We start from the raw sequence: 23,264 nt of genomic DNA, 5'->3' as shown, positions 1-23,264 counted from the left end.
CGGCCTGGCCGCGCAGTGATGCCGCGGTGGCGTCGTGCCACAGCCCGTATTCGATCCGGTGGAAGCCGGTGAAGCCGGGGTCGGCCGCGGGGTTGGTGCCCAGGGTGGTGGTGCCGTTGATCACGCTGTCGGCGTCGCCGAAGGTGTCGTAGGCCGCGCCCATCCGCTCGTAGACCAGGTGTCCGGTCAGCCAGTCGCGGCGGGCTGCTGCCAGGTTGCCGTGGTCGATGTCGCTGTTCAAGGTGCCGGTGTCGGTGGACAGTTCCGCCATCCGGGCCTGGATCCACTTCTGGTAGTCCAGGGTCGGCGGGATCAGGTCGTGCACGGTCACCGGCAGCGAAGAAGGTCCCTGCGGCACCTTCCCCGGCACCGTCACCGTCGGCCCCGTCACCGAATCGGTGTCCTCCTGGAGGCATTTGAAGGCGTACGTGCCGCTGCCCAGGTCGACCAGCATCGGGCGGCTGGTGGCCGGAGCGAGGCCCTCGACCTCGCCGTAGACCTTCCCGGTGCGCGGGTCGACCAGGTCCACCTCGGCGGCCGCGGCCGCGGAGTTGTGCAGGTCGAAGACCTGGGTACCCGGGCGCGGCGTGACCTTCCCGGGCCCGCCCCATCCCTGCCCGCAGCCGCCCGGCGAGGCATCCACCGAGGTGTGCCGCAACCCGTCCGCAGGGGCGGACCTGGCGGCGGACCGGGTGTCGTGGTGGCCGACCGACACCAGCACGCCCGCGGTGATCGCGGCGGCCGCAAGGGCGGCGACGGCTGCGGTGCCGATCGGCCGACGCGGTCCCCACTTGCGGGGCGCCTCCCCGGTGTCCGGGCGGTCGGGCGGCGAGCCGTGCGCGGGTCCGTCCTCGTCGGACGCGGACGCGGGTTCGGGTTCGGCAGCCACCGGACCTCCGCAACTCTGCTCGGCGTTTCGCGGTCGCCGGACATGCTAGGCCGCCTCGGCGCACTTGCTCATCGGTACGAACGCCGCGAACCCGCATTTCCGAGGGGCCGTGCCCTTGAAGGGAGTGGCGCGGGTGAGGCCCGATCCGTGCGGCCCCGCCGGGCGTTCGGGCCTCCCTGGTCACCCCACCTGCAGCCATGCCTCGACCGTGGCGAGGTCCGCGTCGGTGATGCCGCGACGGGGGTCCACGCGGTGGAGAAGGCTTCGCGCGGGGTGGCGTGCTTCCACCCAGACGCGGTCGCGGTCGGTGATCTCGTCGTCGAGCCAGGCGAAGGGGCGGCCGGCGGACCAGTCGACGAGCGTGCGGGTCTTCCAGTGAAGGCCGGCCGGCTCGGGCCCGTCGGACGGTTCGGGCCAGGTGACGACGGGGAGACGCGGCAGGCCCAGCAGGGGCGTGAGGCTGTCGTTGGCCTCGGACTCCCACGTGGTGGCCCACACCAGGTCGCACGGCAGCGCGAGCAGCCGCGGCCCCAGGGCCGGATCGACCCGTGCCAGCAGCGGATTGGCGCCGGGGCCCTGCGGCACGAACGTCGGATAGCCCTGCGGATACTGCTCCCGTGTCGCGCCGAACGGGATGAGTGGGCCGTCGACGTCCAGAAAGAGGAGGGGCCGCTGCTCGGAACTGATCACGGCTGCACCGTAGTCGCCGCGACCCGCCCCCCCCGCGAACGCTCACCGGGGGGTTGTCCCCCGCGCCGGACTGAGGACAGCCCGCCCGCACGTCCGGGGGAACGCAGGATGGGCCGACGCGCGCTCCGCTGATGGAATGTCGCCCAACTCCCGGCCGCCGGGGCGGAATTGCCGGCGGCCACAGCCCGAACGGCCTGCGTACGCGCGGGCGACCCGACGGAAGAGGAAACCTCATGGGTGTGTCAGGAAGGCGTCGGCGGAGGCTGCTCGTCCCGGTCGGCCTGGCCGCGCTCCTCGTCGTCGCGTCGACCGGGCTCACCGCGGCGGCGGCCCCGTCGCGGGCGGACCCGCTCCAGCAGCAGGTGGACGCGATCCACGACACCGGGACGGTCGGAGTTCTCGCCGAGGTGACGTCGCCGGGCACGCGGGACATCGCGCGCGCCGGGACGGCCGAAATGGGGAGCGGCAAACCGATGCCGCAGAACGGCAGGTTCCGGATCGGCAGCGCCACCAAGACGTTCACGGCTGCGGTGATGCTGCAACTCGTCAGCGAGGGGCGGGTGTCGCTGGGGGACACGGTCCAGCGGTGGCTCCCGGGAGTGGTTCACGGCAACGGCAACGACGGCAGCCGCATCACCGTACGGGAGCTGCTGCAGCACACCAGCGGCGTTCCCGAAGTACTGCCGTACATCCCCGCGTTGGGGAGTGCGGACGGGTACCGGACCGAGCGGTTCCGCAGCTACACCCCCGAGCAGTTGGTGGGGCTGGCGATGCGGACTCCGCCCGAATTCCCGCCGGGTACCGACTGGTCGTACTCCAACACCAACTACATCCTCGCCGCGATGATCATTCAGCGGGCCACCGGGCGGAGTTGGGCACAGGAGGTGGACGACCGGATCATCCGCCCGCTCGGACTGACGGGCACCGGCGTTCCCGGGGCCTTCCCGTTCATCACCGGTCCGCACGCGCGGAGTTACGCCGACTTCGGTACGGACACCAGCACCGACGTCACGGCACTCGATCCGAGCATGGCCGTCGGTTCCGGCTCGATCATCAGCACCACGCACGATCTGAGCCGGTTCTACGCCGCACTCCTCGGCGGCCGTCTGCTGGCCCCGGCGCAACTCGACGCGATGACGACCACCATGCCTGCCCCCGAACTGGGCGACGGGCTGCGGTACGGGCTCGGCGTGGGAGAGATCCCGCTGTCCTGCGGCGGCAGCTACTTCGGTCATGTCGGTGAACTGCTCGGCTACCACAGCTGGGTCGGCGCCACCCGCGACGGCACCAGGACGGCCGTGGTGTACACCACCAGTGACGGCGACGCCGACACCCAGCAGGCCATGGGCACGCTCATGGACGAGGAACTGTGCGGGTCCCACTCCTGAGTCGCGCGGGCATCGAGGCGCGGTGCAGGTGCTGCCGGCCCGACGGCGTGGCTGGGCCGCGCGGGCACCGGGGTCTGCCCGCGAGTGAGGCCGTGCGGTCCTTGCGGCGTCTCCGCCGGCTGTCGAAGGTGTTGCATGAGGACTGCTGCGATTCAAAAGCGTCCGGCATGACATGAGAACGAGGAGATCCTTTGACGCGCGACCACTTGGCGAAAGACACGTCCGCACAGCGGGCGCCGAAGGCCAAGCCGGTGTCCCGGGCGGTCGACGCGAAGGGGTGGACACCCGGGGCACCGCTGGACCGGGCCGGTCTGACGGCGCTCCAACGGGCCGCGGGCAATGCGGTGGTCGCCCGGCTGGTCGAGGAGCGGCGGCACACCCACGGTCCCGGCTGCGGCCACCCGGACGGGACCGTGCAGCGGTCGGCCGTCCATGAGGTGCTGCACGGCGCGGGCCGGCCGATGGACGGCGAACTCCAGCAGGAGATGGAGACCCGGTTCGGCGGTGCGGACTTCTCCGACGTACGCCTGCACACGGGGGCCCAGGCGCGCCGGTCGGCCGAGGAGGTCGGGGCGCGTGCCTACACCTCGGGCAGCAGCATCGTCATCGGTGACGGCGGCGCCGACAAGCACACCCTCGCCCACGAACTCGGGCACGTCCTTCAGCAGCGGCAGGGGCCGGTGGGCGGTGTGGCCGACCCGCGGGGACTGAGCATCTCCACGCCCGACGATCCTCTGGAGGTGGCGGCCGAGCGGCAGGCCCACGAGGTGATGCGGGGGCAGGTGCCGGTGCTGCGCAGCGCCGACAGCGTCCCGCCGGTTCCGCAGGAAGCCGCGGCTCCCTCGGGGATCGAGCCGGCCGTCCAACGCGTCCCGCTCCACGTCGCGCACGAAGGGGACGAGACGACGGGCCCGCAGGACGTGGACTCCGACAACGAGCAGGACGTCCGCCGGTTCGTCTTCGATGCGATGGTCAAGGGCAACCACGAGGCGATCTCGCTCGTCATGAGGCGTCTCGAAGCCCTGGATCCGCAGCCGGCTTATCTCCCCGGCCTCCGCACGGTGCTGTCCCAGGCACCGGCCCGTGAGCGCCCGCGCATCCCGCCCCTGGTCCACTTCATCTGGATCGGCGGGGGCATCAGCAAGGCCGCGCTCGACAACGTCCTGGGGTGGGCGGAGAAGGCCCAGAACACCGACTGGCGCATCAACCTCTGGACGGACAAGCGCAGTACCTGGTCGTGGGCCGCCTCGCTCCGGGTGAAGGCGGCCAAGGCGATCGAGTTCAAGTACATCGAGGACGCCCTCGACGAGCGGGTCGCGGCCACGTACGAGAAGGCGACCGCGGGTCCGAAGAAGGCGTACCCCCTGGCCTCCGACATCGCCCGGTACTGCATCCTCAAGAAGCTCGGCGGCGTGTACGCCGACGTGGACCTGGGGTCCGGGACGATCGACCTCAAGCAGACCCGGCCGGCGCTCCGCGAGAAGGATGTCCCGATCCTCGGGCCGCTCATCCGGGACAACAAAAGCCTCAATGCCCCCCTCAGGGCGGTGGGGGCCCCGCCCGTCAAGGGGCTCCCGACCGCGGAACAGGTCAGGACCGCGGCGCACTACCTCCTCGAAACCGGTGGCTACGGCAACCACTTCATCGGCGTGCAGCGGAATTCCGCCGTCATGGAGAAGATGATCGACAGGGTCGCCGCTTCCATCGAGAGAATGAAACGCGAAGATCCCCACATGACCGCCGAAGATCTCCACGAGTCCGGCCCCGCGTCGACCGGGCCCTTCGCCCTCCTCCCGCTGGTCGACGAGCACATCAGCTCGGAGTTCGGCGTCAAGAGCCTTCAGGCCGGAGAGCATCAGCTCTTCCAGCAGGCGGGGCAGCAGTTCCACGCGCACATGCAGTGGCTGACCCCGGAGAGCAACAACCAGGACTACTGAGACCGTGGGCGGCGGGACCACTGGGCCGACTGGACGTCGGCCGGCCGCGTCACGTGCAGGAGGATGCCGGTGCCGATCTCGACGCCCAGGCATGCCACGCCTGTGCCCGCCAGGAGCAGTACGGCCGGCCCCGGTTGACGGCTGTCCCGGCACATGACGGTGACGCACGAGGGCCTTCCGGGTTCGGCGTGGACGTCGCCATCCACACCGAGCCCGGAAGGCCCTCACACGTGCACGATCACCGGCCGTGGTCACCGCCGCTGCCCGCAACCGCTACTTCCCTCAGCCTTCGATGGCGACCGGGTGGACCTGGATCGTGCTGCTGCCGTACGGCCCGGCCAGCGGCGGCGCCCCGGCGGGCCACTTCAGCGACACGCTGTGGGTCTCGTTCGGCGGCGTCGTCAGGATGGCGACCGGGTTGTAGAGGTGGTCGCCACTGGTGTCGACTGAGTACGAGATGCTGAAGCTGGCGGTCTGGCCGGGCCTCAGGTCGGTGATCTTGGGAACTTCGCGGCCGCGGGCGACGGAGACGGAGGTGCCGTCGCTGTCCTTGAGGTCGGCGCCGGCGAAGCCCGCCGCCGAGCAGGTGCCCGAGCCCCTGTTGGTCATCAGGACGGTGACGTCGCCCGTCCGGCTGTCGGGCGAGGTGTTCTTGGCCTGCATGGTCAGGTCGGCCGTGCGGCAGGAGGGGGTCTTGCCTCCGCTGCTCGCCACGTCGTTTCCGGACCCCCCCGTGCTGGAGCTGCCGGCGGACGGCGCCGCGGCGGAGGGCGCGCCCGCGGAGGGGGCCGAGGACGGGGCCGCGGCCGAGGAGGACGGGGCGAGGGGGGAAGCGGGAGCCGTGGAGGAGGCGGGCGCGGAGCCTGCCGCGTCGTCGTTTCCGGAGCCGCAGGCGGTCGCGGTGGCCGCGAGGGCCGCCACGACGGCAGTGGCGAGGAGAAGGCGGGCGGAACGGGCGGCGGGACGCGTACGCATCGAGATCTCCAGCGGCTGTCGGTGGCGGTGTTTCCTGCTGACACCTACGACCCTAGGGAGGCGTCGATCCTGGAATGATCCTGTGAATGTCCGGGTTCGGTTCCGGTGACTTCGGTTCCAGGAAGCGGCGTTGAATCCGGAAAAGGGGTGGTGGCGTGCCCGGAGCCGGGCCAGGTCGCCGGCCCGCCGGATGGGTCCGCGCAGGACCGTACCGGGGCGGGGAGCATCCGTTCATGACGGGCTCCCGGACCTGGTTCAGCGCTGCGAACGGAGCACGGCAAGGAATCCGCCCGAGGTTCATTAGGAAACTTTCCTTACGACCTTGACGTGGTGTCACCGTCGCTAGTTAACTGCGGACGCGACATCGATCGAACAGGCCTCCCAGGCAAGAACCGGCTCCGGCTCCCACGTCGGGATGGGGTCCAACTCGGCCTCGGGTCCAGCCCGTTCGCAGTAAGGATTGCCTGCTGACGAGACGCCGGACGCTGGACGGTCCGGCAACTCCCTGGCGGTCGGGGCCATCGGCCCCGCTCGCCGACCCCGAGTCCCCCCACCGACCTCCCCACCCCCCACCCGTTCCACGCACCCTCCGACCGCGGCCTTGGCGCGGCGGGCCCCTGGTGTCCCCGGGGTCTGCGGCGCGGGCGGTCCGCGGAAGAACCCCACGCTTCCGTCTGCACCAGGAGTACGCCTGTGACATGGTCACTCAGAAGGAAAATGCTCGTCGCCTCCGCGCTGCCGGTGGCAGCAGTGGCGATGACCTTCTCCACCGCCTCCTCCTCCATCGCCGCCTCCGAGGCCGCCTCCAGCCTCCCGGCCCATTACGCCGCGCCGTATCTCTACATCAACAGCGGGAACGCCGGTGACATGGCCGCGGACATGGCCGCCACCGGGCTCAAGAACTACACGCTGGCCTTCCTCGTCCCCCAGTCCGGGTGCACTCCGCAATGGGGCGCGGGGGGCTCCGTGGGGTCCTTCACCTCGCAGATCAACGCGCTCAAGTCGGCCGGCGGCTCGGTGATCCCGTCGTTCGGCGGCGAACCGGACGGCAACAACCCCAACGAGATAGCGCAGACCTGCACCTCGGTCACCTCACTGACCGCTGCCTACCTCAACATCGTCAACACCTACGGGGTCGATCGCCTGGACTTCGACATCGAAGGCAGCGTGATCAGCGACTCGGCCGCCAACACCCGGCGGAACCAGGCCCTGGCGGCTCTCCAGGCCGAGGACCCCTCGGTACAGATCGACTACACCCTCGCGGTCGACCCGAGCGGCCTGCCCTCCACCCAGCTCAACCTGCTGAAGGACGCCAAGAGCAAGGGCGTGAACGTCAACCTGGTCAACATCATGACCATGGACTTCGGTGACGGTCAGAACGCCTTCAACGACGCCGAGTCGGCCGCCAAGGCCACGGCCGCCCAGCTCGCGAGCGTGTACGGGATCTCCACGTCCGCCGCGTACGGCAAGATCGGACTGACGCCGATCGCCGGGCAGAACGACGACAACGAGAACTTCACCCAGGCCAACGCCACCGCGCTGGAGTCCTTCGCCGCCGCCAACGGCGTCCAGGAGCTGTCCTTCTGGGAGGTCGACGGCTACGACAAGGGCACCTGCTACGCCTACTCCCGGATCTTCAACCAGATCACCGGCGGCACCACCACTCCGCCGCCCACCGGAGGCGGGCAGATCACCGGCTACGGCGGCAAGTGCGTCGACGTCGCGGCCGCGAGCAACGCCAACGGCACCGCCGTCCAGCTCTACACCTGCAACGGCACGACCGCCCAGCAGTGGACGTCCTCCAACGGGACGCTCCAGGCGCTGGGCAAGTGCATGGACGTGACGTCGGCCGGGACGGCGAACGGATCGACGGTGCAGCTCTACGACTGCAACGGGACCGCCGCGCAGCAGTGGACGCACCAGTCCAACGGGGAACTGGTCAACACCGGCTCGGGCAAGTGCCTCGACGCCACCGGCCCCAGCTCCGCGGACGGCACCCGGCTCCAGATCTGGACCTGCGCCGACAGCGCCAACCAGCAGTGGAATCTCTCCAGCTGACGCCCACTCCGTACACCGGCTCCGGCTGAACCTCCCAAACGACGAGAGCCCCGGACCGCCCACTCGGCGGCCCGGGGCTCCCGTCGTCCTCCTGCCCCCGGACGCGGTGGAGGTTCCGCGATCGCCCCGGGATGCGGCGCGACGCCGGCCACTGCGGCCTGCCGCCGCGAGCTCCACCACGTACGTCGAAGGGCCCCGCGGTTCGCCGCGGGGCCCTTCTCTGCCCGGGCGTCGGCCCGGCTTGCACCTGACACCCGCGTCAGGTCCTAGCGTGGTCGGCGTCGGCGCTCGCCGACCGTTCACCCCATTGATCCCATGAAGCGGCCGGTTCCGGCCGTGCGGAAGGCAGAACGTCATGCGCGCAGCCCGTTATCACGAGTACGGCGGTGTGGAGACCCTCGTGATCGAGCAGGTGCCCGACCCGCGTCCCGGGCCCGGCGAGATCCGCGTCCGGGTCGCGGCGGCCGGCGTCAATCCCGTCGACTGGAAGGTGCGCTCCGGTGCGGTGAGCGCGGTGTTCCCCGTGGACCTGCCCGCGATTCCCGGCCGCGAGGCCGCCGGCGTGGTCGACGAGACCGGTGAGGGGGTGCAGGGGGTGAGCGTCGGCGATCGCGTCTTCGGGCTGGGCGGCATCACCGGCGCGACGGCGGAGCTGGCCGTGCTCTCGGCCTGGGCACACGCGCCTGCCACGTGGACCGACGAGGAGGCGGCCGGCGCCGCTCTGGCATCCGTGACCGCGTTCGGCGGGCTGAAGCCGCTCGGCCCGCTGCGGGGACGCACCCTTCTCGTCGAGGGTGCCGCCGGTGGCGTGGGCAGTGCCGCGGTCGAGTTCGCGGTGGCTCAGGGCGCCACCGTGATCGGGACGGCCAGCCCGCGCAACCACGAGTTCCTCATCTCGCTGGGAGCGGTTCCCACCACCTACGGCGCCGGCCTCGCGGAGCGCCTCGCCGCCCTGGCCCCGAATGGTGTCGACATCGCCCTCGACACCGCGGCCTCCGGGTCCCTGGCCGATCTCGTCACGATCGTCGGCGATCCTGCCCGCGTGTCGACGATCGCCGACCACGCCAACGCCCATCGCCTGGGTGTGCACCTGGCCAACGCGGAGAACGACCCCGCGCTCCTCGACGAAGCGGCCCGACTCGCCGGGCAGGGCCAGTACACACCGCGCATCGAGCGGACGTACCCCCTCGAAGGGATCGCGGAAGCGCATGCGTACGCGGAGCGCGGACACACGCGGGGGAAGATCGTGGTCCGCATCTGAACCTGTTCCACCCGGGGCGGGACATCCGGTCCCTGGGGCAGCGGAGCGGGTCGGGCCCGGCGGGCCGACCGTGCCTGTCGGCGGTCGGCCACGCACGCTGCGCGAGGCACGGGATCGGCGGGCCGGGGGCCCACGGGTCCCTCGGCCCTGCCGGGGGACCCACCCGAGTGCACCGGGTGGAGGGCCGGATCCGCAGGATCAGTGTGTCGACCTGTCCTCGTGTGGTCACGCCGGCCCGTGCGGACGTTCGGGCCTTTGTCGGCTTCTCCAGCGCGGGGGAGGGATCAGCGCGCGAGCAGTGAGCGCAACTCGGCTGCCTCACGCCCGCGGCCGGCCGCTTCCAGCACGACCGCGAGCCGGGTGGACACCTCACGGACCGTGCCGGTCAAGCCGGCCATCACGTCCATTGGTGCGTTCTCTTCCAGCCGCCGGCTGATGGTGAGGGATTCCACGACCGCCCGCAGCGCTTCCGTGAGGTCCGTTCCGGTCTCTGCTCGCAGCCCGGCGAGGCCGGCAAGCGACACGACGAGCTGGTGCTCGTGGGCGGCGGGATCGCCCGCGGCCAGCCGCCGGTTGACCGCCACCGCCTCCTCGACAGCGGCCAAGGCGTCGGACACCCTGCCTGCGGAGAACAGCAGGCTGAAACCGAGACTCAGCAGTCCCTCGGCGAAGGAGGATTCATACGCGGCGGGATTGGTCCCGGCCACCAGCCGCCGGTAGACCGCCACGGCCTCCTCCACCGCAGCCAGCGCTTGCGCTCTGCGCCCCGCAGCGAGCCGGCGCAGGCTCAGACTGGTCAGCCCGTCGGCGAGGTCGGCTTCGTGGGCGGCGGGATTGGCCGCGGCCAGCCGCCGGTTGACGGCCACGGCCTCCTCGACTGCGGCCAGTGCCTCCGGCATCCGCTGCAGGCGGGACAGGTCCGCGCCGAGGTTGTGCAGTGCGGTGGCGAGGTCGGGCTCGTAGCGCGCCGGGCTGCGGTCCGCCAGCCGCCGGAGGATGGAGACGGCCTCCCGGGCCGCTGCCAGTGCGTCATCCCACCGCCCCACATGGGTCAGGCAGATGCTCAGTCCTCCCAGTGAGGCGCTGAGGCCGGATTCGTGCGCGACGGGGTCGCTCGCGGCCGGCTCCCGGTACCTCTCCACCGACTCCTCGACCCGGGCTGTGGCCTCGGTCCATCGGCCCACCCTCGACAGGTGCCGACTGAGGTCCAGCAGCGCCGCGGAGAGCTCGCCCCGGAAACCGTTCGGGTCGTGGGCGGCCAGCCGGCGCAGGATGGTGACGGCTTCCTCCGTCGCGTCCAGCGCCTCGCTCCAGCGGCCGAGCTGGTACAGGCGAAGGCCGAGGCTCCGGAGGGATATCCCACGGTTGGCCTCGACCCTGTCGGAGTCCTGAGGGGCCAGTTGGTCCGCTGGCAGTGCACGGTAGAGGGTGACGGCCTGTTGCGATGCGGCCAGTGCCTCTTCGTGCCGGCCGGCGTTGAACAGGCGGATGCTGAGGTCGTGGTGGATGGCGGCGCGGTCGGTGGGGTTGCCGGTGCCGGCGAGGCGGTGCCGGGCCAGCCGGGAAGCGACGGAGGCGATGCCGATGTCGAGGTCGACGTGCCTCTCTTCGGGGAAGCGGGATGCGATTGCTTCCAGGAGGGCGGGATCGATGTCGTCCAGGCCGGCCAGGGCGGTGAGGGCGGCGCTGCCGGCGGTGAGGGCGAGTTGGGGGTCGGCGCGGAGGAGGGGGAAGAGGTGGCGCGGGCCGAGATGGGGCCAGCGTTCGGCGGCGTTGGCGAGGAAGGTGACGGCACGGGAGGTCCAGACGCGCGCGGTGCGATTGCTCTCACGGGCGAGCAGGGTGGTGCTGACGGTGGACGCCCAGAGCTGGGCAGGGTAATCGGCCTGGTGGCCGGGGAGCGTGAGGGCGAGGAAGTCCTCGGCCAGGCGGTCGGGCGAGAGCGGTTCCAGGACGGTGTCCTGCCCCGGGGCGGTCGGTGGGTAGCAGACGGCGTGATCGGTGGCGACCTGTTCCGCGGGTGCCGGCAGGTGGAGGGTTTCCAGCACTGCGGTCTGCGGGGCGGGAGAGAGGGCCGGTGAGGGCGGCGGTGAACACGGCCTGGTTCATCACGGCGGACGGGGTGGTGTAGGTCCGCTCAGCGGGGTCGATCTCATGGGTGGCGTCGCCGTGCAGGCGTTCCCAGTGCAGGTGTTCGCGGTCCAGCAGGTAGATGGTCATGGCGGCCATGTCGCTCGGTGGACGGCGGCCGGTGACGTGGGCGTCAACCGCCACCAGCGCAGCCATGTGCACGGCCAGCGTCAGCCCGAAGTCCGGGTGCTCCAGGGGCAGCGGACGGATTCCGGTCGCTGGGACGGCGTAGCGCGCGGCGAAGCTGTCGCGGGCGGCGGCGAACATCTCCATCCGCTCCCCGGTGCCGTCCGTGCCGTCCGGGCTGTCGTGGAGAGGTGGCAGGTGCTGGGCGGAGGTGTCGGCCTGGTAGTTGGCCAGGGTGGCGCGGACGGCCGGCCAGGTGTCGGCGCCGCGGGCCAGCATCAGAATGCGGGTGCGGACGGCGGACTGGTGGAGAAGGGCATTGCTGAACAGCCAGGTCAGATGGGTAAGGGGCCAACGGTCGGCGTAGTCGACGATCAGCAGCAATCCGGCAGCGCCGTCCAGGCGCAGGTCCTGGCTGCCCGGGGGCGGCAGGACGGTACCCGGACCGTGGGTGGCGGTCACGACCTTCCACCCTTCGGCGAGTGACTCCTGCGCGAACTGGGCGACCAGGCGGGTCTTGCCCGAACCACCGGGGGCGTGCAGCCATCGTGCAGCCAGCCGAGGACCGTTCAGGCACCACTGGTGGAGGCCGGCCAGTTCCTGGCGTCGGCCGGTGAAGTCGACGACGGCGAAACGGGCGTTGAGCATCCTGCTGGGCATTGCCCTCAGGAACTCCGGGTCCGCCTGCGGTGGCGGGCGCCAGTTCTCCAGCAGGTACAGCGGCACGCCGTCGCCGAAGACGTGGATGTCAGCGCCGACCGTCCCGTAGGCCACACCGTTCTCGGCCCGCACCACCTGCACCGTGCCGTCGGGCTCCTGCGCCATCTGATCGGGCCCAGGCGGCTGTCGGTGCTCCGGCGAAGGGGAGGTCACCGGGAGTTTCCTGCGGCCGGATCGGCCGGATCAGCGGACCCCGGGGAACCGGGGGGATCGGCCGGACCCCCGTGCGGGAGGGGCAGTTGGTGCCCGGAGTCGGCGTGGTGGTGGACGTTGACGCTGCTGCCCGGGCCCTGCGCGCCGTAGGCCGACCCGCCGTCGCGTGCGGTGATGTGCTGGACCCATTGCTGCCGTACCGGCGGAAGCTGCCGCTGGATCTCCTGGATCAGGCCCCGCAGCTCGCCCTCGGCCTCCGGATGGTCGCGCAGGAGATCCTCGAAGTCGTCTCGCCATCGTCCGATCTGGCCGTCACGGACGCCGTCGGTTTCCGCGGCGCCCTCCACGCGGGCGGCGCTGCGGTCCAGCCGGGTCCCGACGAGCCGCTCGTCCTCCCCACCGCGGTGGAACAGTGCTGCGGTGCGGGAACGGGCGCTCTGCCAGGCGCTGGTGGCCATCGAGGCCACCAGGGTCGTCGCGCCCGTCATGGCCAGAGCTGTCAGCGGGTCCGCCATGGAGCCTCCTCGTGTTCTCAGCGCGGGACGGAGGTGTTCGAGCGGGCAGGCGCGCTCCGGGGACACGGCTGGGAAGAGGCCGAGGGCCCGCGTCCGCGGGCCGCGAACGCCCAGGAGCTCGCGTATCAGAACCCGGCGATCCGCTGCCGTGCCGGCGGTCCGCTGAGCGTGCGCCCGGCCCGCCATCCCCGTCCATCATGCCGCTCGGCCCGGACCGGTGTGGACGGAACGGCGAGACCGTCCGCACCGAGGATGCCCACGGCAGCTGCGCGCCAGGCCGGCCCAGGCCGGCCCAGGCCGGCCGCGCCGGAGTCGCCAAGGGAGCTTCGCCCGCGTGCCTGGCCGATCCGTAAGTCCTTACCCGAGATCCGGGACGGCGCTGGCGTGGGCGGCAAGGACGCGCCAGCTGCCGTCAGCGTGAATCCAGGTGCGGGTGTAGCGAAGGCGCGCCTTGAACGGATGTCCTCCAGCGGTGCCCTCAAGCCGGGCCAGTACGCGAGTGATCCCGGTGGAGTCCACCACGGTCACGTGCAGGTCCTGCTGGTCGAAGACCTCGACGGCCAGGGCCCGGGACCTGTGCGCTCCCAGGTCCTCCTCCTTCGTCATGGTGCTGCCGTCAGGTCCTGTGTAGATGACACGGTCGTCCAGGAGCCGGTCCAATTCCTGCGCATCACCTGCGCGAACAGCGGCCTGCAGCCTCTGCTCGGCATCGTGGAGAGCGGCTTCAAGAGCCACCTGGTCCATCCCCATCCCGATCCTCCTTGCCTTGCCGGCCTGCGAATCTTCAGCCGATTGCGACGGCACCCGCCGCGCCGGATCCAGCGGCCACTGCACCGATGGGGTGACGGAGACCGCTGAAACGGCCGTCGCCACACCGCTGACCAACCGCAACCGGAACCATAACCACAGCACGGGACCTTCCCCGACCTGATCTTGGTCGGACTCGCGTTCTGACTGGCCAGCCCTGCGCGGCGTACGGGACTCGAACTTGCGCGGCCCCCAACAGGCTTTGCAACTGTTCGTCGGGACGTACGGGATGGAGCGGGGAGGTTCCGTTCTGCGGTGGGTGGGCGGTGGCGGAGGACTTGGACAGGGCCGGGCGGGACTGAACGAGACCAGAACTCAGACCGGGGCGCTGGGTCTTACTTCCTTGACGACGATGCCCTCGGGGAGGCGCTTCTCCAGACCGCCCACGTCCCAGGTGAAGACGCTGACCTCGTCCTTTCCGATGTCGGCGACATTGAGCCGGGAGAGCACCGAGTCCCAGCGTTGCTCTCGGAACATGGACCAACCTGTGAACTTTCCCGTAAGCGCTCGCGCGATCGTGCTGTGTCACTCGGTCATCCCGCGCAGTTCACTCTTACTGGCACATGCTCTGCCGGATACGGATGGCTGCCCTTAGCAGTGGTGAGCCTCCTCCCGTTGGCGAAAAGACAGGAGGAGTGTCGATGTCCTTGCTGCCTTCGGCAGACGTCTTCAGGTCGGTTGAACTCAAGGTTTCGCAGTTGTTCGGTGGACAGCTGCTCTGTCCGCATGTGCCCGGGGTGAGGTGCTCGGTGACTGAGCACCTCACCCTTTCGGAGGCGAGGGAAGCGGCGGCACGAGATGCCGCTGACGTTGCTCTGCGAGATGCGTTGTGGCGGTCTGTGGGCCGCGATGCCCGCAGCGACATCCCGCACTCGGCTCAGCGCGGTCAATTGCTCGCTCTCTACTATGTCGCCCCCTACCTGCGGAAGTCGGCGGCGAAAGTATCGAGGAGGCTCTGCGTCGACGTTGCTGACGTGAGGTCGGCCATGGTGTTCGGTGCGTTGTACGGGCTGGCTCTCGCCGTCGAGGGTGACAGCGTCCGTGAAAAGGTCGTCCGAGCCGCCAACGCCGCTGGCTGGGCCGTGGAGCGGGCTGATCCGGCTGAGCGCACGGCGGATCCGCACAGTCTTGCCGTTCGCGCGAACCGATGGGGTGACGACTACTCGCCTGTCCGCGGCGAGTCGGACATCCAGATGATCGCCGAGATGGACCCTCTGGCGCAGGAGCACATCGACGGCGAACGAATGGGCGCTACGCTCTACCGCCTCCGACTCTTGGGCGAGTTCTTCGCCTCGGCTTCGGGGCCGGCGCCGGAGGGCGGGTCCGACCAGGACGACGAACCGCGAAAGGAAGCCGCGTGAGGCCGAGTGGAAGGCGGCTCTCGCAGTGGCTGACCGAGCCGATGCCCCTGCGCAAGGTGGCAGATCTCCTCGGGGTCGACGTTTCGAAGGCACCCGGACTGGTGAGGGCAGGCCGCTTCCCATGCCGCGTCACAAAGGTGAACGGAAGGTACGTGGCCTTTCCAGTCGATGTGATGGTGGCCATGGGGATCGATGATCCGATCGTGCGGACCGATGACCTGCTTACCGGAGCTGAGTTCGCGAGGCGATGGGACTGAAGCCCGGTCGTCGGAGCTGAGGCAGAGGCAGGGGGCTGGGCCGCACAAAACGGCCCGGCTCTCTGGGTCGGCGTGTGCCAAATCCCAGAGCCTGCGGGAACCTGTCACGATGCGCCTGCACAACGACGTCCTCACCCATGTCTCCGCGCCGGAGCGGCAGCGAACGACCCGGACGTGGAGATCGGTGCGTTGGGATTCCTCGCTGAGCGGGGACGAGTATTCACACCGGGTCCGCGTGAGTGTCAAATTTGTGATCGTCGAGTCACCGTGGCCATCGGCGCACGCTGGTTTTGGCATCTCTACCCGGGGAGACCGAGCTCCCTGAGGTAGGTGAGGCGTGCGTTTATTGCCGCAGAGAAGTGCCGCCAGTCGAGGCTCTCCACCAGCTCGATTGGCTTGGGATTCTCCGCCGAGGACGTGACGAAGCAGGCGGCATCGTAGAGTTGCTCAGCCACGAGCCGCTCGCAGAAGATCCCAAACCGGTCTTGGTACGAAGTGTTGTTCCAGACGCTGTCGGCAGGCAACGCTCCGCGTGCGGTCGACACGGGCCTTCGGGATCCTTCGCCGTCCTCCATTATGAAGAAGTAGCCAAGCCATGGCTTCTCCTTCGGGTACAGCTCGGCCAGCGTCGCTCGGCGGAGGTCCACCGCACTCCCCAGCGCCTCCTCCACGCGATTGTTGTAGTTGTTCCCGTAGGACGGGCCCCCGAGCGCCTTCATCTCGAAGGCTGCGACGAGCACGCCCTGATGGACAACGACCAGGTCCCACTGCTTCTGCGGCCGGTAGTAGCCAGGCAGTTCCAGGCCTTGGGACTTGCTGACGCGGATGCTCTCGGGTGGATAGCCCGCTTCGAGGAAGAACTTCGCCAAGAGGGATGCGATCACGTCGAAGTGCTTGCCGCCACGGACTGACCCGGCTGTGCCGGCGCCGACTGCGTTCTTGATCGCCGACTGGTCGCGCTGCAGTTGCTTGGCGCCCCAGTAGGCTGCGGTAGCGTCCTCGAAGTGTTGGCGGGTGACCGTCAAGATCTGTCCATCCCTAGTCAGGCAGCTCGGCAAGTCCGTAGACGCGAAGGGCAGCCTCGGTGGCGGCCTTCACGTTGCGCTTGTCGAAAGCCTCTGCGAGGGCAACTCGGTCGCCCTCGCTGATTCCGGCTGGGTCGGGTACACGGATCTTGCGTAGGTATTGCGCCTGGAAGCGGAGCGTCCCTCCCCGCATCTTGACCGCGTAGGCCTCCACGAACGCTTCCGCGACCTTGGACAGCAGCAGACCACCGAGTACCCGCATGTCCCAGACATCCGAGACGATGAAGTACAAGTTGTGGTGAGGGTACAGGCTGCCTTCGTCCAGGACTGGATGGATCGTCAGCTTCATGTCCGGAAACAGCAGCTTGGGGCGTCGGGTCAGGCGGTGGTCGACCTTGTCGATCGTCTTGTACCAGCGCTGAGGCTGTTTGACCGCGACATAGCGCTTGCGCAGGGCGGCTCCGTGCTCCTCGAAGTAAGTGGCGAGCCGGGGGTAGGCGGAGAGGTCGACCAAGTCCCCGTGTGTGGTCCACGGGTTGACCAGGAAGGTGCCGTGCCAGTCGAGGGCGCCGGTGGTGGTGTCACGGACCATGGCCATCGGCAGGAGCCGGTCGCTCTCAACGAGGTCGGCGTCATTGGTGAGGAAGACCTTGTCGGCACCGGTCGCGATGCCGATGCCGACCCGAGTCCCGGTCTTGCCGTCCTCCAAGAGACCGAAGCGTTCAGTGAGATCTTCCAAGACTGCGAGCCTGGCAGGGGAGGCGGTCGGCCAGGAATCCTCGTCGGGGAACCAGTGCGGCATGCGGGCAGCCTGGTACGCCTCAGTCGAGACCGACTCCGGTTCGCTGTTCACGTACCAGGCCGCGAAGTCGCCGGCCTGAGGGGCTCCGAACGCCCGTGTGGTGTCCGCGGCCACGGCCGAGCCTTGCGGACGGTTCGAGATGACCGTGATCGCCGGGTAGGCCGAGACCTGATCGTCAAAGGCGTCAACGTCATGCATGACGAGGGCCAGGTCCATGCTGTAGTGGGAGGTCACCAACTGGCGGAGCTGGCGGCCGTACTGGTTCCGCATCCAGCGGTCCGCACAGATGAAGCCCAGACGTCCGTCGGGAGCCAGGCTCCGCATCGCGACCTCGTAGAAGCCGACGTAAATATCCGCTCGGCCCCCCATCGTCGAGCAGACGCTCCGATAGGCGGCCATCCGGTCATTGGGAACGTCCTCAAGGCGGATGTACGGAGGGTTGCCGACCACGTAGTCGGCTCGTTGGGCTGATTCCGGCCGAAGAAGGTAGTCACCTTGTTTCACCCAGGCTGCCGCGACTTCCTCGACTTCGCTGGGCCGCCACCCATCGCCTGTCAGCTGCTTTGCAACCACCGCGCGACTCTGCTGCACGTTGCGGTCCAGTAGATCAAGGGCGCTGACCGCCGCAATCGCGTCGCCGATCGGGCGATTGTGCCTACGGCAGGAGGCGCTGATCCGTGATGCGACTGCCCCCAGAAACGCGCCTGAGCCGCAGGCCGGCTCGACAATCCTGACGTCACAAAGGTCTTTGTCGGTTGTGTAGGCGAGCAAGTCGAGGATCAGGTCGACCACCCAGCGTCGCGTGAATACCTCGCCGTGCTCGACGCTTTGCGCCGGGAGCACGGAAAGGGTCTGCCAGTCGGCGTCAGCGAACGGGAGCATGGTCACAAGCCGACCCTACAAGGGGAGATTCCGGTTACGAGGGTTGTCCACAGGTAGGTTGCGCGGTCGTGGATCTGCCTCAACGTGACGGACCCGCTTCTCTCCGTCGCGATCTTGGCCTGGGCGGCTCAACTGCAACCAAAACTGCAACCACACGCATCGAAGGGCCCCACCTTGCGGTGGGGCCCTTCGACGTCGTGCCCGGTGAGGCACTGGCGGAGGATACGAGATTCGAACTCGTGAGGGGTTGCCCCCAACACGCTTTCCAAGCGTGCGCCCTAGGCCACTAGGCGAATCCTCCGGGGGAGACATTACAGGGTGGAGAGGGGTGGGAGCGAACTCGTTCGGGGGGTGGGCGGTGGGGTAGGGTGGGCACAGCCCCTCACGTGGCGCTATCTCGCTGAACTCCCCCAGGGCCGGAAGGCAGCAAGGGTAGGTGGGCTCTGGCGGGTGCGTGGGGGGTCTTCGCATGCCCGGGGGCAGATACGGGCGGCCGGCCGCACCGGCTGAGTGGGGGTGGGTCGGGGCGCCGGGTGGGGCGCGGTGTCGGTGGGCACGACTACTCTCGGGGGCGTGTCACTCGCTCTGTATCGCCGCTACCGACCGGAGACCTTCGCCGAGGTCATCGGGCAGGAGCACGTCACCGACCCGTTGCAGCAGGCGCTGCGCAACAACAGGGTCAATCACGCGTACCTGTTCAGCGGGCCGCGCGGGTGCGGGAAGACGACCAGCGCGCGGATCCTGGCGCGCTGCCTGAACTGCGAGCAGGGGCCCACGCCGACGCCGTGCGGCGAGTGCCACTCCTGCCGCGACCTCGCGCGCAACGGCCCGGGCTCGATCGACGTGATCGAGATCGACGCGGCCTCGCACGGCGGTGTGGACGACGCCCGTGACCTGCGGGAGAAGGCGTTCTTCGGGCCGGCCGGGAGCCGCTACAAGATCTACATCATCGACGAGGCCCACATGGTCACGTCGGCGGGCTTCAACGCGCTGCTGAAGGTGGTGGAGGAGCCGCCGGAGCACCTGAAGTTCATCTTCGCCACCACCGAGCCGGAGAAGGTCATCGGCACGATCCGGTCGCGTACGCACCACTACCCGTTCCGGCTGGTGCCGCCGGGGACGCTGCGGGACTACCTCTCCGAGGTGTGCGCGCGCGAGGCGATCCAGGTCGAGGACGGGGTGTACCCGCTGGTGGTGCGGGCCGGGGCCGGCTCCGTACGCGACTCGATGTCGGTGATGGACCAGCTGCTGGCGGGCGCTGCCGCGGACGGTGTGACGTACGCCATGGCGACCGCGCTGCTCGGGTACACGGACGCGGCGCTGCTCGACGAGGTAGTGGACGGGTTCGCTGCGGGGGACGGCGCGGCCGTCTTCGAGATCGTGGACCGGGTGATCGAGGGCGGGCACGACCCGCGCCGGTTCGTCACGGACCTGCTGGAGCGGCTGCGTGACCTGGTGATCATCGCGGCGGTGCCCGACGCGGTGGAGAAGGGCCTGATCGACGCCCCCCGGGACGTGGTCGAGCGGATGCGGGCGCAGGCGTCGGTCTTCGGTGCCGCCGAGCTGAGCCGCGCCGCCGACCTGGTCAACACCGGACTGACGGAGATGCGCGGCGCGACCTCCCCCCGGCTCCAACTGGAGCTGATCTGCGCCCGGGTGCTGCTGCCGGCCGCGTACGAGGACGAACGCTCGTTGCAGGCGCGACTGGAGCGGCTGGAGCGCGGGGTCAGCCTCGGCGCCGCGACCCAGGCCGGTGGCGGGGTGGCCCCCGGCGTCGCGGCACCAGGCGCGGCCACGGGCCCGGCCGGACCGGCCGCCGCGAGGGCCGCGCTGGGACGTACGGCATCGGGCGCGGCCCCCGCTCCTGCTTCCGCCCCCGCGCAGGAGGCGCCGCAACCGGTCGCCCCACCCGCCCCCGCCCCCGCGCCTCCGCCCGTGGAGGCCGGGCCGCCCCCCGAGGAGGCGCCCCCGACTCCCGCCCCGTCCGCGTCCGGCCCGGGCCCCGCTCCCGCCGCGCGCCCAGGCGCCTGGCCGACGTCCGGTCCGCCCGCCGCCCGCCCGGGTGCGTGGCCGACCACGGCCGGCCCGTCGCAGCCGCAGCCCTCGAACCCGCAGGGTCCGCCCCGCCCCGCGGGGCCCGGCGCCGTACCGTCGCCTGCGCCCGCCCCGGCGCCGAGCGGCCCGGCCGCGGGCGGGCCGAGTGGCGACGCCACCCGGGTCCGCGAGCTGTGGCCGCAGATCCTGGACGCCGTCAAGCACCGCCGCCTCACCTGGATCCTGCTGCTCAACAACGCCCGGGTGGTCGGCTTCGACGGCGAGACGCTGCAGCTCGGCTTCGACAATCCCGGCGCCCGCAACAGCTTCGCCAACGGTGACAGCGAGGACGTGCTGAAGCAGGCGATCGGCGCGGTGACCGGGGCGCAGTGGAAGATCGAGACGCTGGTCGATCCGGGCGGCGGCGGCTCCGGCGGGTCGGGAGGTCCCGGCGGCCCGGGCGGCGGCGGTCGCGGCGGCCCGCCGCGGACCCAGGCACCCGGCGGACCGACGGGCCAGGCCCAGGGTCCGGGCCCGGCGGCCGCGGGCCCCGGCCGGCAGCCGGCGGGGCAGCAGTCCCCCGGCCCGACGGCGTACGGTCGCCCGGCGGAGCACGGCCAGGGCGGCGGGCCGGAGGACACCTCCTCCGCGTACCGCTCCACCCTGACGATCAGCGCCCCGCCCGCCCCCCGGGACGGCGCGGCCGGTGCCGCGACGGCGGTCGGCCCGGGAGCCGGACCCGGTCAGGGAACCGGCACGAGTACCGGCCCGGATCGCGGTGGCACCTACTACGGCGAGCCGCCGCCCCTCGAGGACGACATCCCCGAGGACGACGACCCGGAGCTGGTGGACGCGCCGCTCAGCGGCCATGAGCTGTTCATCAAGGGTCTCGCGGCGACCGTCATCGAAGAGATCAGCAACGACTGAGGCCGCCGGGCCCGCTGATCCCGTTGATGACGTGGCGGCGGGCGCACCCGCGGGCGTGTTCGCCGGTCCGTACGCGGGGATGACGTGCCGGCGGACGCACATGCGACCAGGGGACTGGTGCGCGCCGCGCCGATCCTCCGTACGGCGTAGAGCGCTGGGCCGTACGAGCACGTAGGCTCGCTTCTGTCACGCAAAAGCACGTGGCAGACCCGTAGGACCCCCGTAGAACCCGTAGAAACGCAAGACCTCGAAAAAGCTTCAAGCTTCAGAGCTTCGAAGACCTCGAAGACGACAGACGGCACAGGCAGGAGCGATTCCGTGATCCCCGGTGGTGGTCAGCCGAACATGCAGGCGCTGCTCCAGCAGGCGCAGAAGATGCAGCAGGATCTCGCGGCGGCCCAGCAGGAGCTGGCCGAGACGACGGTGGAGGGTTCGGCCGGTGGCGGCCTGGTCCGGGCGACGGTGACGGGTGCGGGCGAGCTGCGTGGGCTGGTCATCGACCCGAAGGCGGTCGACCCCGACGACACCGAGACCCTCGCCGACCTGGTGGTGGCCGCGGTGCACCATGCGAACGAGTCGGCGCAGAAGCTCCAGCAGGACAAGCTCGGCCCGCTCGCCCAGGGCCTGGGCGGGATGCCGGGACTTCCGTTCTGACGTTCCCGGCCGTCCGGCTTCGGCCGGGCCGCGCCGGTCGTGTCGGTCGTGTCGGTCGTGTCGTCCGGGCCGCGCCGGTCCCGGCGGGGCGCTGACGACCGGCTCCCTCCGTATCCGATCCCTCCGACTCCCCGGCCCTCCGACACCTCGAACCCCCGAACCCTGAATCTCGAAACCCCGAAGATCCGAAGGAAGGCACGGCGTGTACGAAGGCGTGGTGCAGGACCTGATCGACGAGCTGGGCAGGCTGCCCGGCGTGGGTCCCAAGAGCGCGCAGCGGATCGCCTTCCACATCCTGCAGGCGGACCCGGCCGACGTACGCCGCCTGGCGCACGTGCTGTCCGAGGTCAAGGCGAAGGTGCGGTTCTGCGCGGTGTGCGGGAACGTCGCGCAGGACGAGCGGTGCCGGGTGTGCAGCGACCCGCGGCGCGACCCGGCGGTGATCTGCGTGGTGGAGGAGCCCAAGGACGTGGTGGCGGTCGAGCGCACCCGCGAGTTCCGTGGGCGGTACCACGTACTGGGCGGCGCGATCAGCCCGATCGAGGGTGTCGGCCCCGACGATCTGCGGATACGGGAACTGCTCGCCCGCCTCGCCGACGGCACCGTCACCGAGCTGATCCTGGCCACGGACCCGAACCTCGAGGGTGAGGCGACGGCGACGTATCTGGCCCGCATGGTGAAACCCATGGGTTTGCGCGTCACGCGACTGGCCAGTGGGCTCCCTGTGGGCGGCGACTTGGAGTACGCGGACGAGGTCACGCTGGGGCGGGCCTTCGAAGGGAGGCGGTTGCTGGATGTCTGACGCCGTGGTGGACAAGGACGCGCGGGCGAAGAAGAGGAAGAGCGTGAGCGGTAGGAACGTGAGCGTGGCGGGCAAGAAGGACGCGCCGGGCAAGGGCGCGGTCGCGGGTGCAGGGGCCGGCGCGGGCGCGGGGAAGGGCACTGCGGCGAACCGCCCGGACGCCCCGGGACCGATCCCCGAGCCGCAGGAGCCGGACGAGTTCGCCGTCCAGATCAGCGACCAGATCGAGAGCTTCATCCTCTCGGTCCGCGAGGTGGCCAAGGGCGACGACCCGGACAGCGCGGTGCCGTACCTGCTGCTGGAGGTGTCCCAACTGCTGCTGGCCGGCGGGCGACTCGGCGCGCACGAGGACATCGTTCCGGACGAGCGGTACGAGCCGGACGCCGGACCCGAGCCGGACGAGGACTCCCTGCGGCAGGGCCTGGCCACGCTGCTGGAGCCGATCGACGTCTACTCCGAGGTCTTCGACCCGTACGTCCCGCGGTCGACGCCGGTGGCCTGCCGGATCTCCGACGACCTGGCCGACGTGGTGGTCAACCTCTCGCACGGCCTGACCCACTTCCGGGCCGGCCGGGTGTCCGAGGCGCTGTGGTGGTGGCAGTTCTCGTACCTGTCGAGCTGGGGGCTGACAGCGAGCGCGTCGCTGCGGGCGCTCCAGTCGCTGGTCGCCCACGTGCGTCAGGACAGTCCGCTGGACGAGCTGGACGGCCTGGACACGGGCACCGACGAGGACGACGAGGAGCAGCTGGCCAAGGAGGCGGGCCGGGTGATGGAGGCGGAGCTGGGCACGATGGGGCTGCGCCGCCGCCGGCAGTAAGCAGGGCTTGGGTGGGGGGCACCCGGTGATGTCGTGCCCGGGCCCCGGGTGCTT

19 protein-coding genes, 1 tRNA gene and 1 other RNA gene are annotated in these 23,264 nt (G+C 70.5%); 10 read left to right on the top strand and 11 right to left on the bottom strand.

Annotated elements, in window-relative coordinates; genetic code table 11:
- Positions 1 to 889, bottom strand: an 889-nt coding sequence (locus C4U44_RS39655) for an EfeM/EfeO family lipoprotein (protein WP_235032693.1), incomplete at its 3' end; no start/stop codon positions are given.
- Between the two features lie 180 nt (positions 890 to 1,069).
- The gene (locus C4U44_RS39650; protein ID WP_235032692.1) at positions 1,070 to 1,579 is read right to left on the bottom strand and encodes an HAD domain-containing protein; all 510 of its coding nucleotides are present in this window, start codon (positions 1,577 to 1,579) and stop codon (positions 1,070 to 1,072) included.
- Positions 1,580 to 1,812: 233 nt separating this feature from the next.
- Here C4U44_RS39650 and C4U44_RS39645 point away from each other — a divergent pair, with 233 nt between their 5' ends.
- Positions 1,813 to 2,967, top strand: coding sequence for a serine hydrolase domain-containing protein (locus C4U44_RS39645; protein ID WP_103890973.1), 1,155 nt, complete (start codon positions 1,813 to 1,815; stop codon positions 2,965 to 2,967).
- Positions 2,968 to 3,158: 191 nt separating this feature from the next.
- Positions 3,159 to 4,904, top strand: a complete 1,746-nt coding sequence (locus tag C4U44_RS39640; protein WP_103890972.1) for an eCIS core domain-containing protein — start codon at positions 3,159 to 3,161, stop codon at positions 4,902 to 4,904.
- Positions 4,905 to 5,186: 282 nt separating this feature from the next.
- On the opposite strand, the gene C4U44_RS39635 is transcribed toward C4U44_RS39640, so the two are convergent.
- Entirely contained in the window at positions 5,187 to 5,879 is a 693-nt protein-coding gene (locus tag C4U44_RS39635; RefSeq protein ID WP_103890971.1) for a DUF4232 domain-containing protein, read from the bottom strand.
- 693 nt (positions 5,880 to 6,572) lie between these two features.
- Here C4U44_RS39635 and C4U44_RS43140 point away from each other — a divergent pair.
- Complete coding sequence (locus C4U44_RS43140) at positions 6,573 to 7,937, top strand: ricin-type beta-trefoil lectin domain protein (protein WP_235032691.1); 1,365 nt, start codon at positions 6,573 to 6,575, stop codon at positions 7,935 to 7,937.
- 355 nt (positions 7,938 to 8,292) lie between these two features.
- Positions 8,293 to 9,198: an NADP-dependent oxidoreductase gene (locus C4U44_RS39625; RefSeq protein ID WP_103890970.1), complete on the top strand. Its 906-nt coding sequence runs from the start codon at positions 8,293 to 8,295 to the stop codon at positions 9,196 to 9,198.
- A gap of 284 nt (positions 9,199 to 9,482) precedes the next feature.
- Here the strand turns inward: C4U44_RS39625 and C4U44_RS42185 are convergent, their stop codons facing one another.
- From C4U44_RS42185 to C4U44_RS42180, 5 genes are all read right to left on the bottom strand, one after another.
- A complete protein-coding gene (locus C4U44_RS42185; RefSeq protein WP_322973740.1) occupies positions 9,483 to 10,556 on the bottom strand; it encodes a tetratricopeptide repeat protein in 1,074 nt (357 codons plus the stop codon).
- Between the two features lie 469 nt (positions 10,557 to 11,025).
- The gene (locus tag C4U44_RS43135) at positions 11,026 to 12,279 is read right to left on the bottom strand and encodes a hypothetical protein (protein ID WP_235032690.1); all 1,254 of its coding nucleotides are present in this window, start codon (positions 12,277 to 12,279) and stop codon (positions 11,026 to 11,028) included.
- 44 nt (positions 12,280 to 12,323) lie between these two features.
- On the bottom strand, positions 12,324 to 12,842 hold the full coding sequence (locus C4U44_RS39615; RefSeq protein ID WP_103890968.1) for a hypothetical protein: 519 nt from the start codon (positions 12,840 to 12,842) through the stop codon (positions 12,324 to 12,326).
- 357 nt (positions 12,843 to 13,199) lie between these two features.
- Positions 13,200 to 13,754 (bottom strand): nuclear transport factor 2 family protein, encoded by a 555-nt coding sequence (locus C4U44_RS39610; protein WP_235032689.1) that lies wholly within the window; start codon positions 13,752 to 13,754, stop codon positions 13,200 to 13,202.
- A gap of 210 nt (positions 13,755 to 13,964) precedes the next feature.
- Positions 13,965 to 14,126, bottom strand: a complete 162-nt coding sequence (locus C4U44_RS42180; RefSeq protein ID WP_200823568.1) for a hypothetical protein — start codon at positions 14,124 to 14,126, stop codon at positions 13,965 to 13,967.
- A gap of 164 nt (positions 14,127 to 14,290) precedes the next feature.
- Between C4U44_RS42180 and C4U44_RS43130 the strand changes: the two genes are divergently transcribed.
- The gene (locus C4U44_RS43130) at positions 14,291 to 15,010 is read left to right on the top strand and encodes a hypothetical protein (protein WP_235032688.1); all 720 of its coding nucleotides are present in this window, start codon (positions 14,291 to 14,293) and stop codon (positions 15,008 to 15,010) included.
- 556 nt (positions 15,011 to 15,566) lie between these two features.
- Here C4U44_RS43130 and C4U44_RS39595 read toward each other — a convergent pair.
- From C4U44_RS39595 to C4U44_RS39585, 3 genes are all read right to left on the bottom strand, one after another.
- Positions 15,567 to 16,292 (bottom strand): PaeR7I family type II restriction endonuclease, encoded by a 726-nt coding sequence (locus C4U44_RS39595; protein WP_103890966.1) that lies wholly within the window; start codon positions 16,290 to 16,292, stop codon positions 15,567 to 15,569.
- Between the two features lie 13 nt (positions 16,293 to 16,305).
- Positions 16,306 to 17,976, bottom strand: coding sequence for an Eco57I restriction-modification methylase domain-containing protein (locus C4U44_RS39590; protein ID WP_103890986.1), 1,671 nt, complete (start codon positions 17,974 to 17,976; stop codon positions 16,306 to 16,308).
- 213 nt (positions 17,977 to 18,189) lie between these two features.
- Positions 18,190 to 18,277, bottom strand: a tRNA-Ser gene (locus C4U44_RS39585).
- Between the two features lie 72 nt (positions 18,278 to 18,349).
- Here C4U44_RS39585 and ffs point away from each other — a divergent pair.
- The 5 genes from ffs (at position 18,350) to C4U44_RS39560 (ending at position 23,210) form a co-directional block, all read left to right on the top strand.
- Positions 18,350 to 18,446, top strand: an RNA gene (gene ffs / locus C4U44_RS39580) — signal recognition particle sRNA small type.
- A 103-nt stretch (positions 18,447 to 18,549) separates the two neighbouring features.
- The gene (locus tag C4U44_RS39575) at positions 18,550 to 20,937 is read left to right on the top strand and encodes a DNA polymerase III subunit gamma and tau (RefSeq protein ID WP_103890965.1); all 2,388 of its coding nucleotides are present in this window, start codon (positions 18,550 to 18,552) and stop codon (positions 20,935 to 20,937) included.
- 318 nt (positions 20,938 to 21,255) lie between these two features.
- A complete protein-coding gene (locus tag C4U44_RS39570; protein WP_103890964.1) occupies positions 21,256 to 21,591 on the top strand; it encodes a YbaB/EbfC family nucleoid-associated protein in 336 nt (111 codons plus the stop codon).
- 202 nt (positions 21,592 to 21,793) lie between these two features.
- Positions 21,794 to 22,393 (top strand): recombination mediator RecR, encoded by a 600-nt coding sequence (gene recR / locus C4U44_RS39565; RefSeq protein ID WP_103890963.1) that lies wholly within the window; start codon positions 21,794 to 21,796, stop codon positions 22,391 to 22,393.
- Positions 22,386 to 23,210, top strand: coding sequence for a DUF5063 domain-containing protein (locus C4U44_RS39560; protein ID WP_265737365.1), 825 nt, complete (start codon positions 22,386 to 22,388; stop codon positions 23,208 to 23,210). Before recR ends, C4U44_RS39560 begins: the two co-directional genes overlap by 8 nt.
- Positions 23,211 to 23,264: the final 54 nt, after the last annotated feature.

Source organism: Actinacidiphila yanglinensis (genome assembly GCF_900107965.1).
In the GTDB taxonomy this organism is placed as follows: Bacteria; Actinomycetota; Actinomycetes; order Streptomycetales; family Streptomycetaceae; genus Actinacidiphila; species Actinacidiphila yanglinensis.
This window is presented reverse-complemented; position numbering and strand designations above follow the sequence as displayed.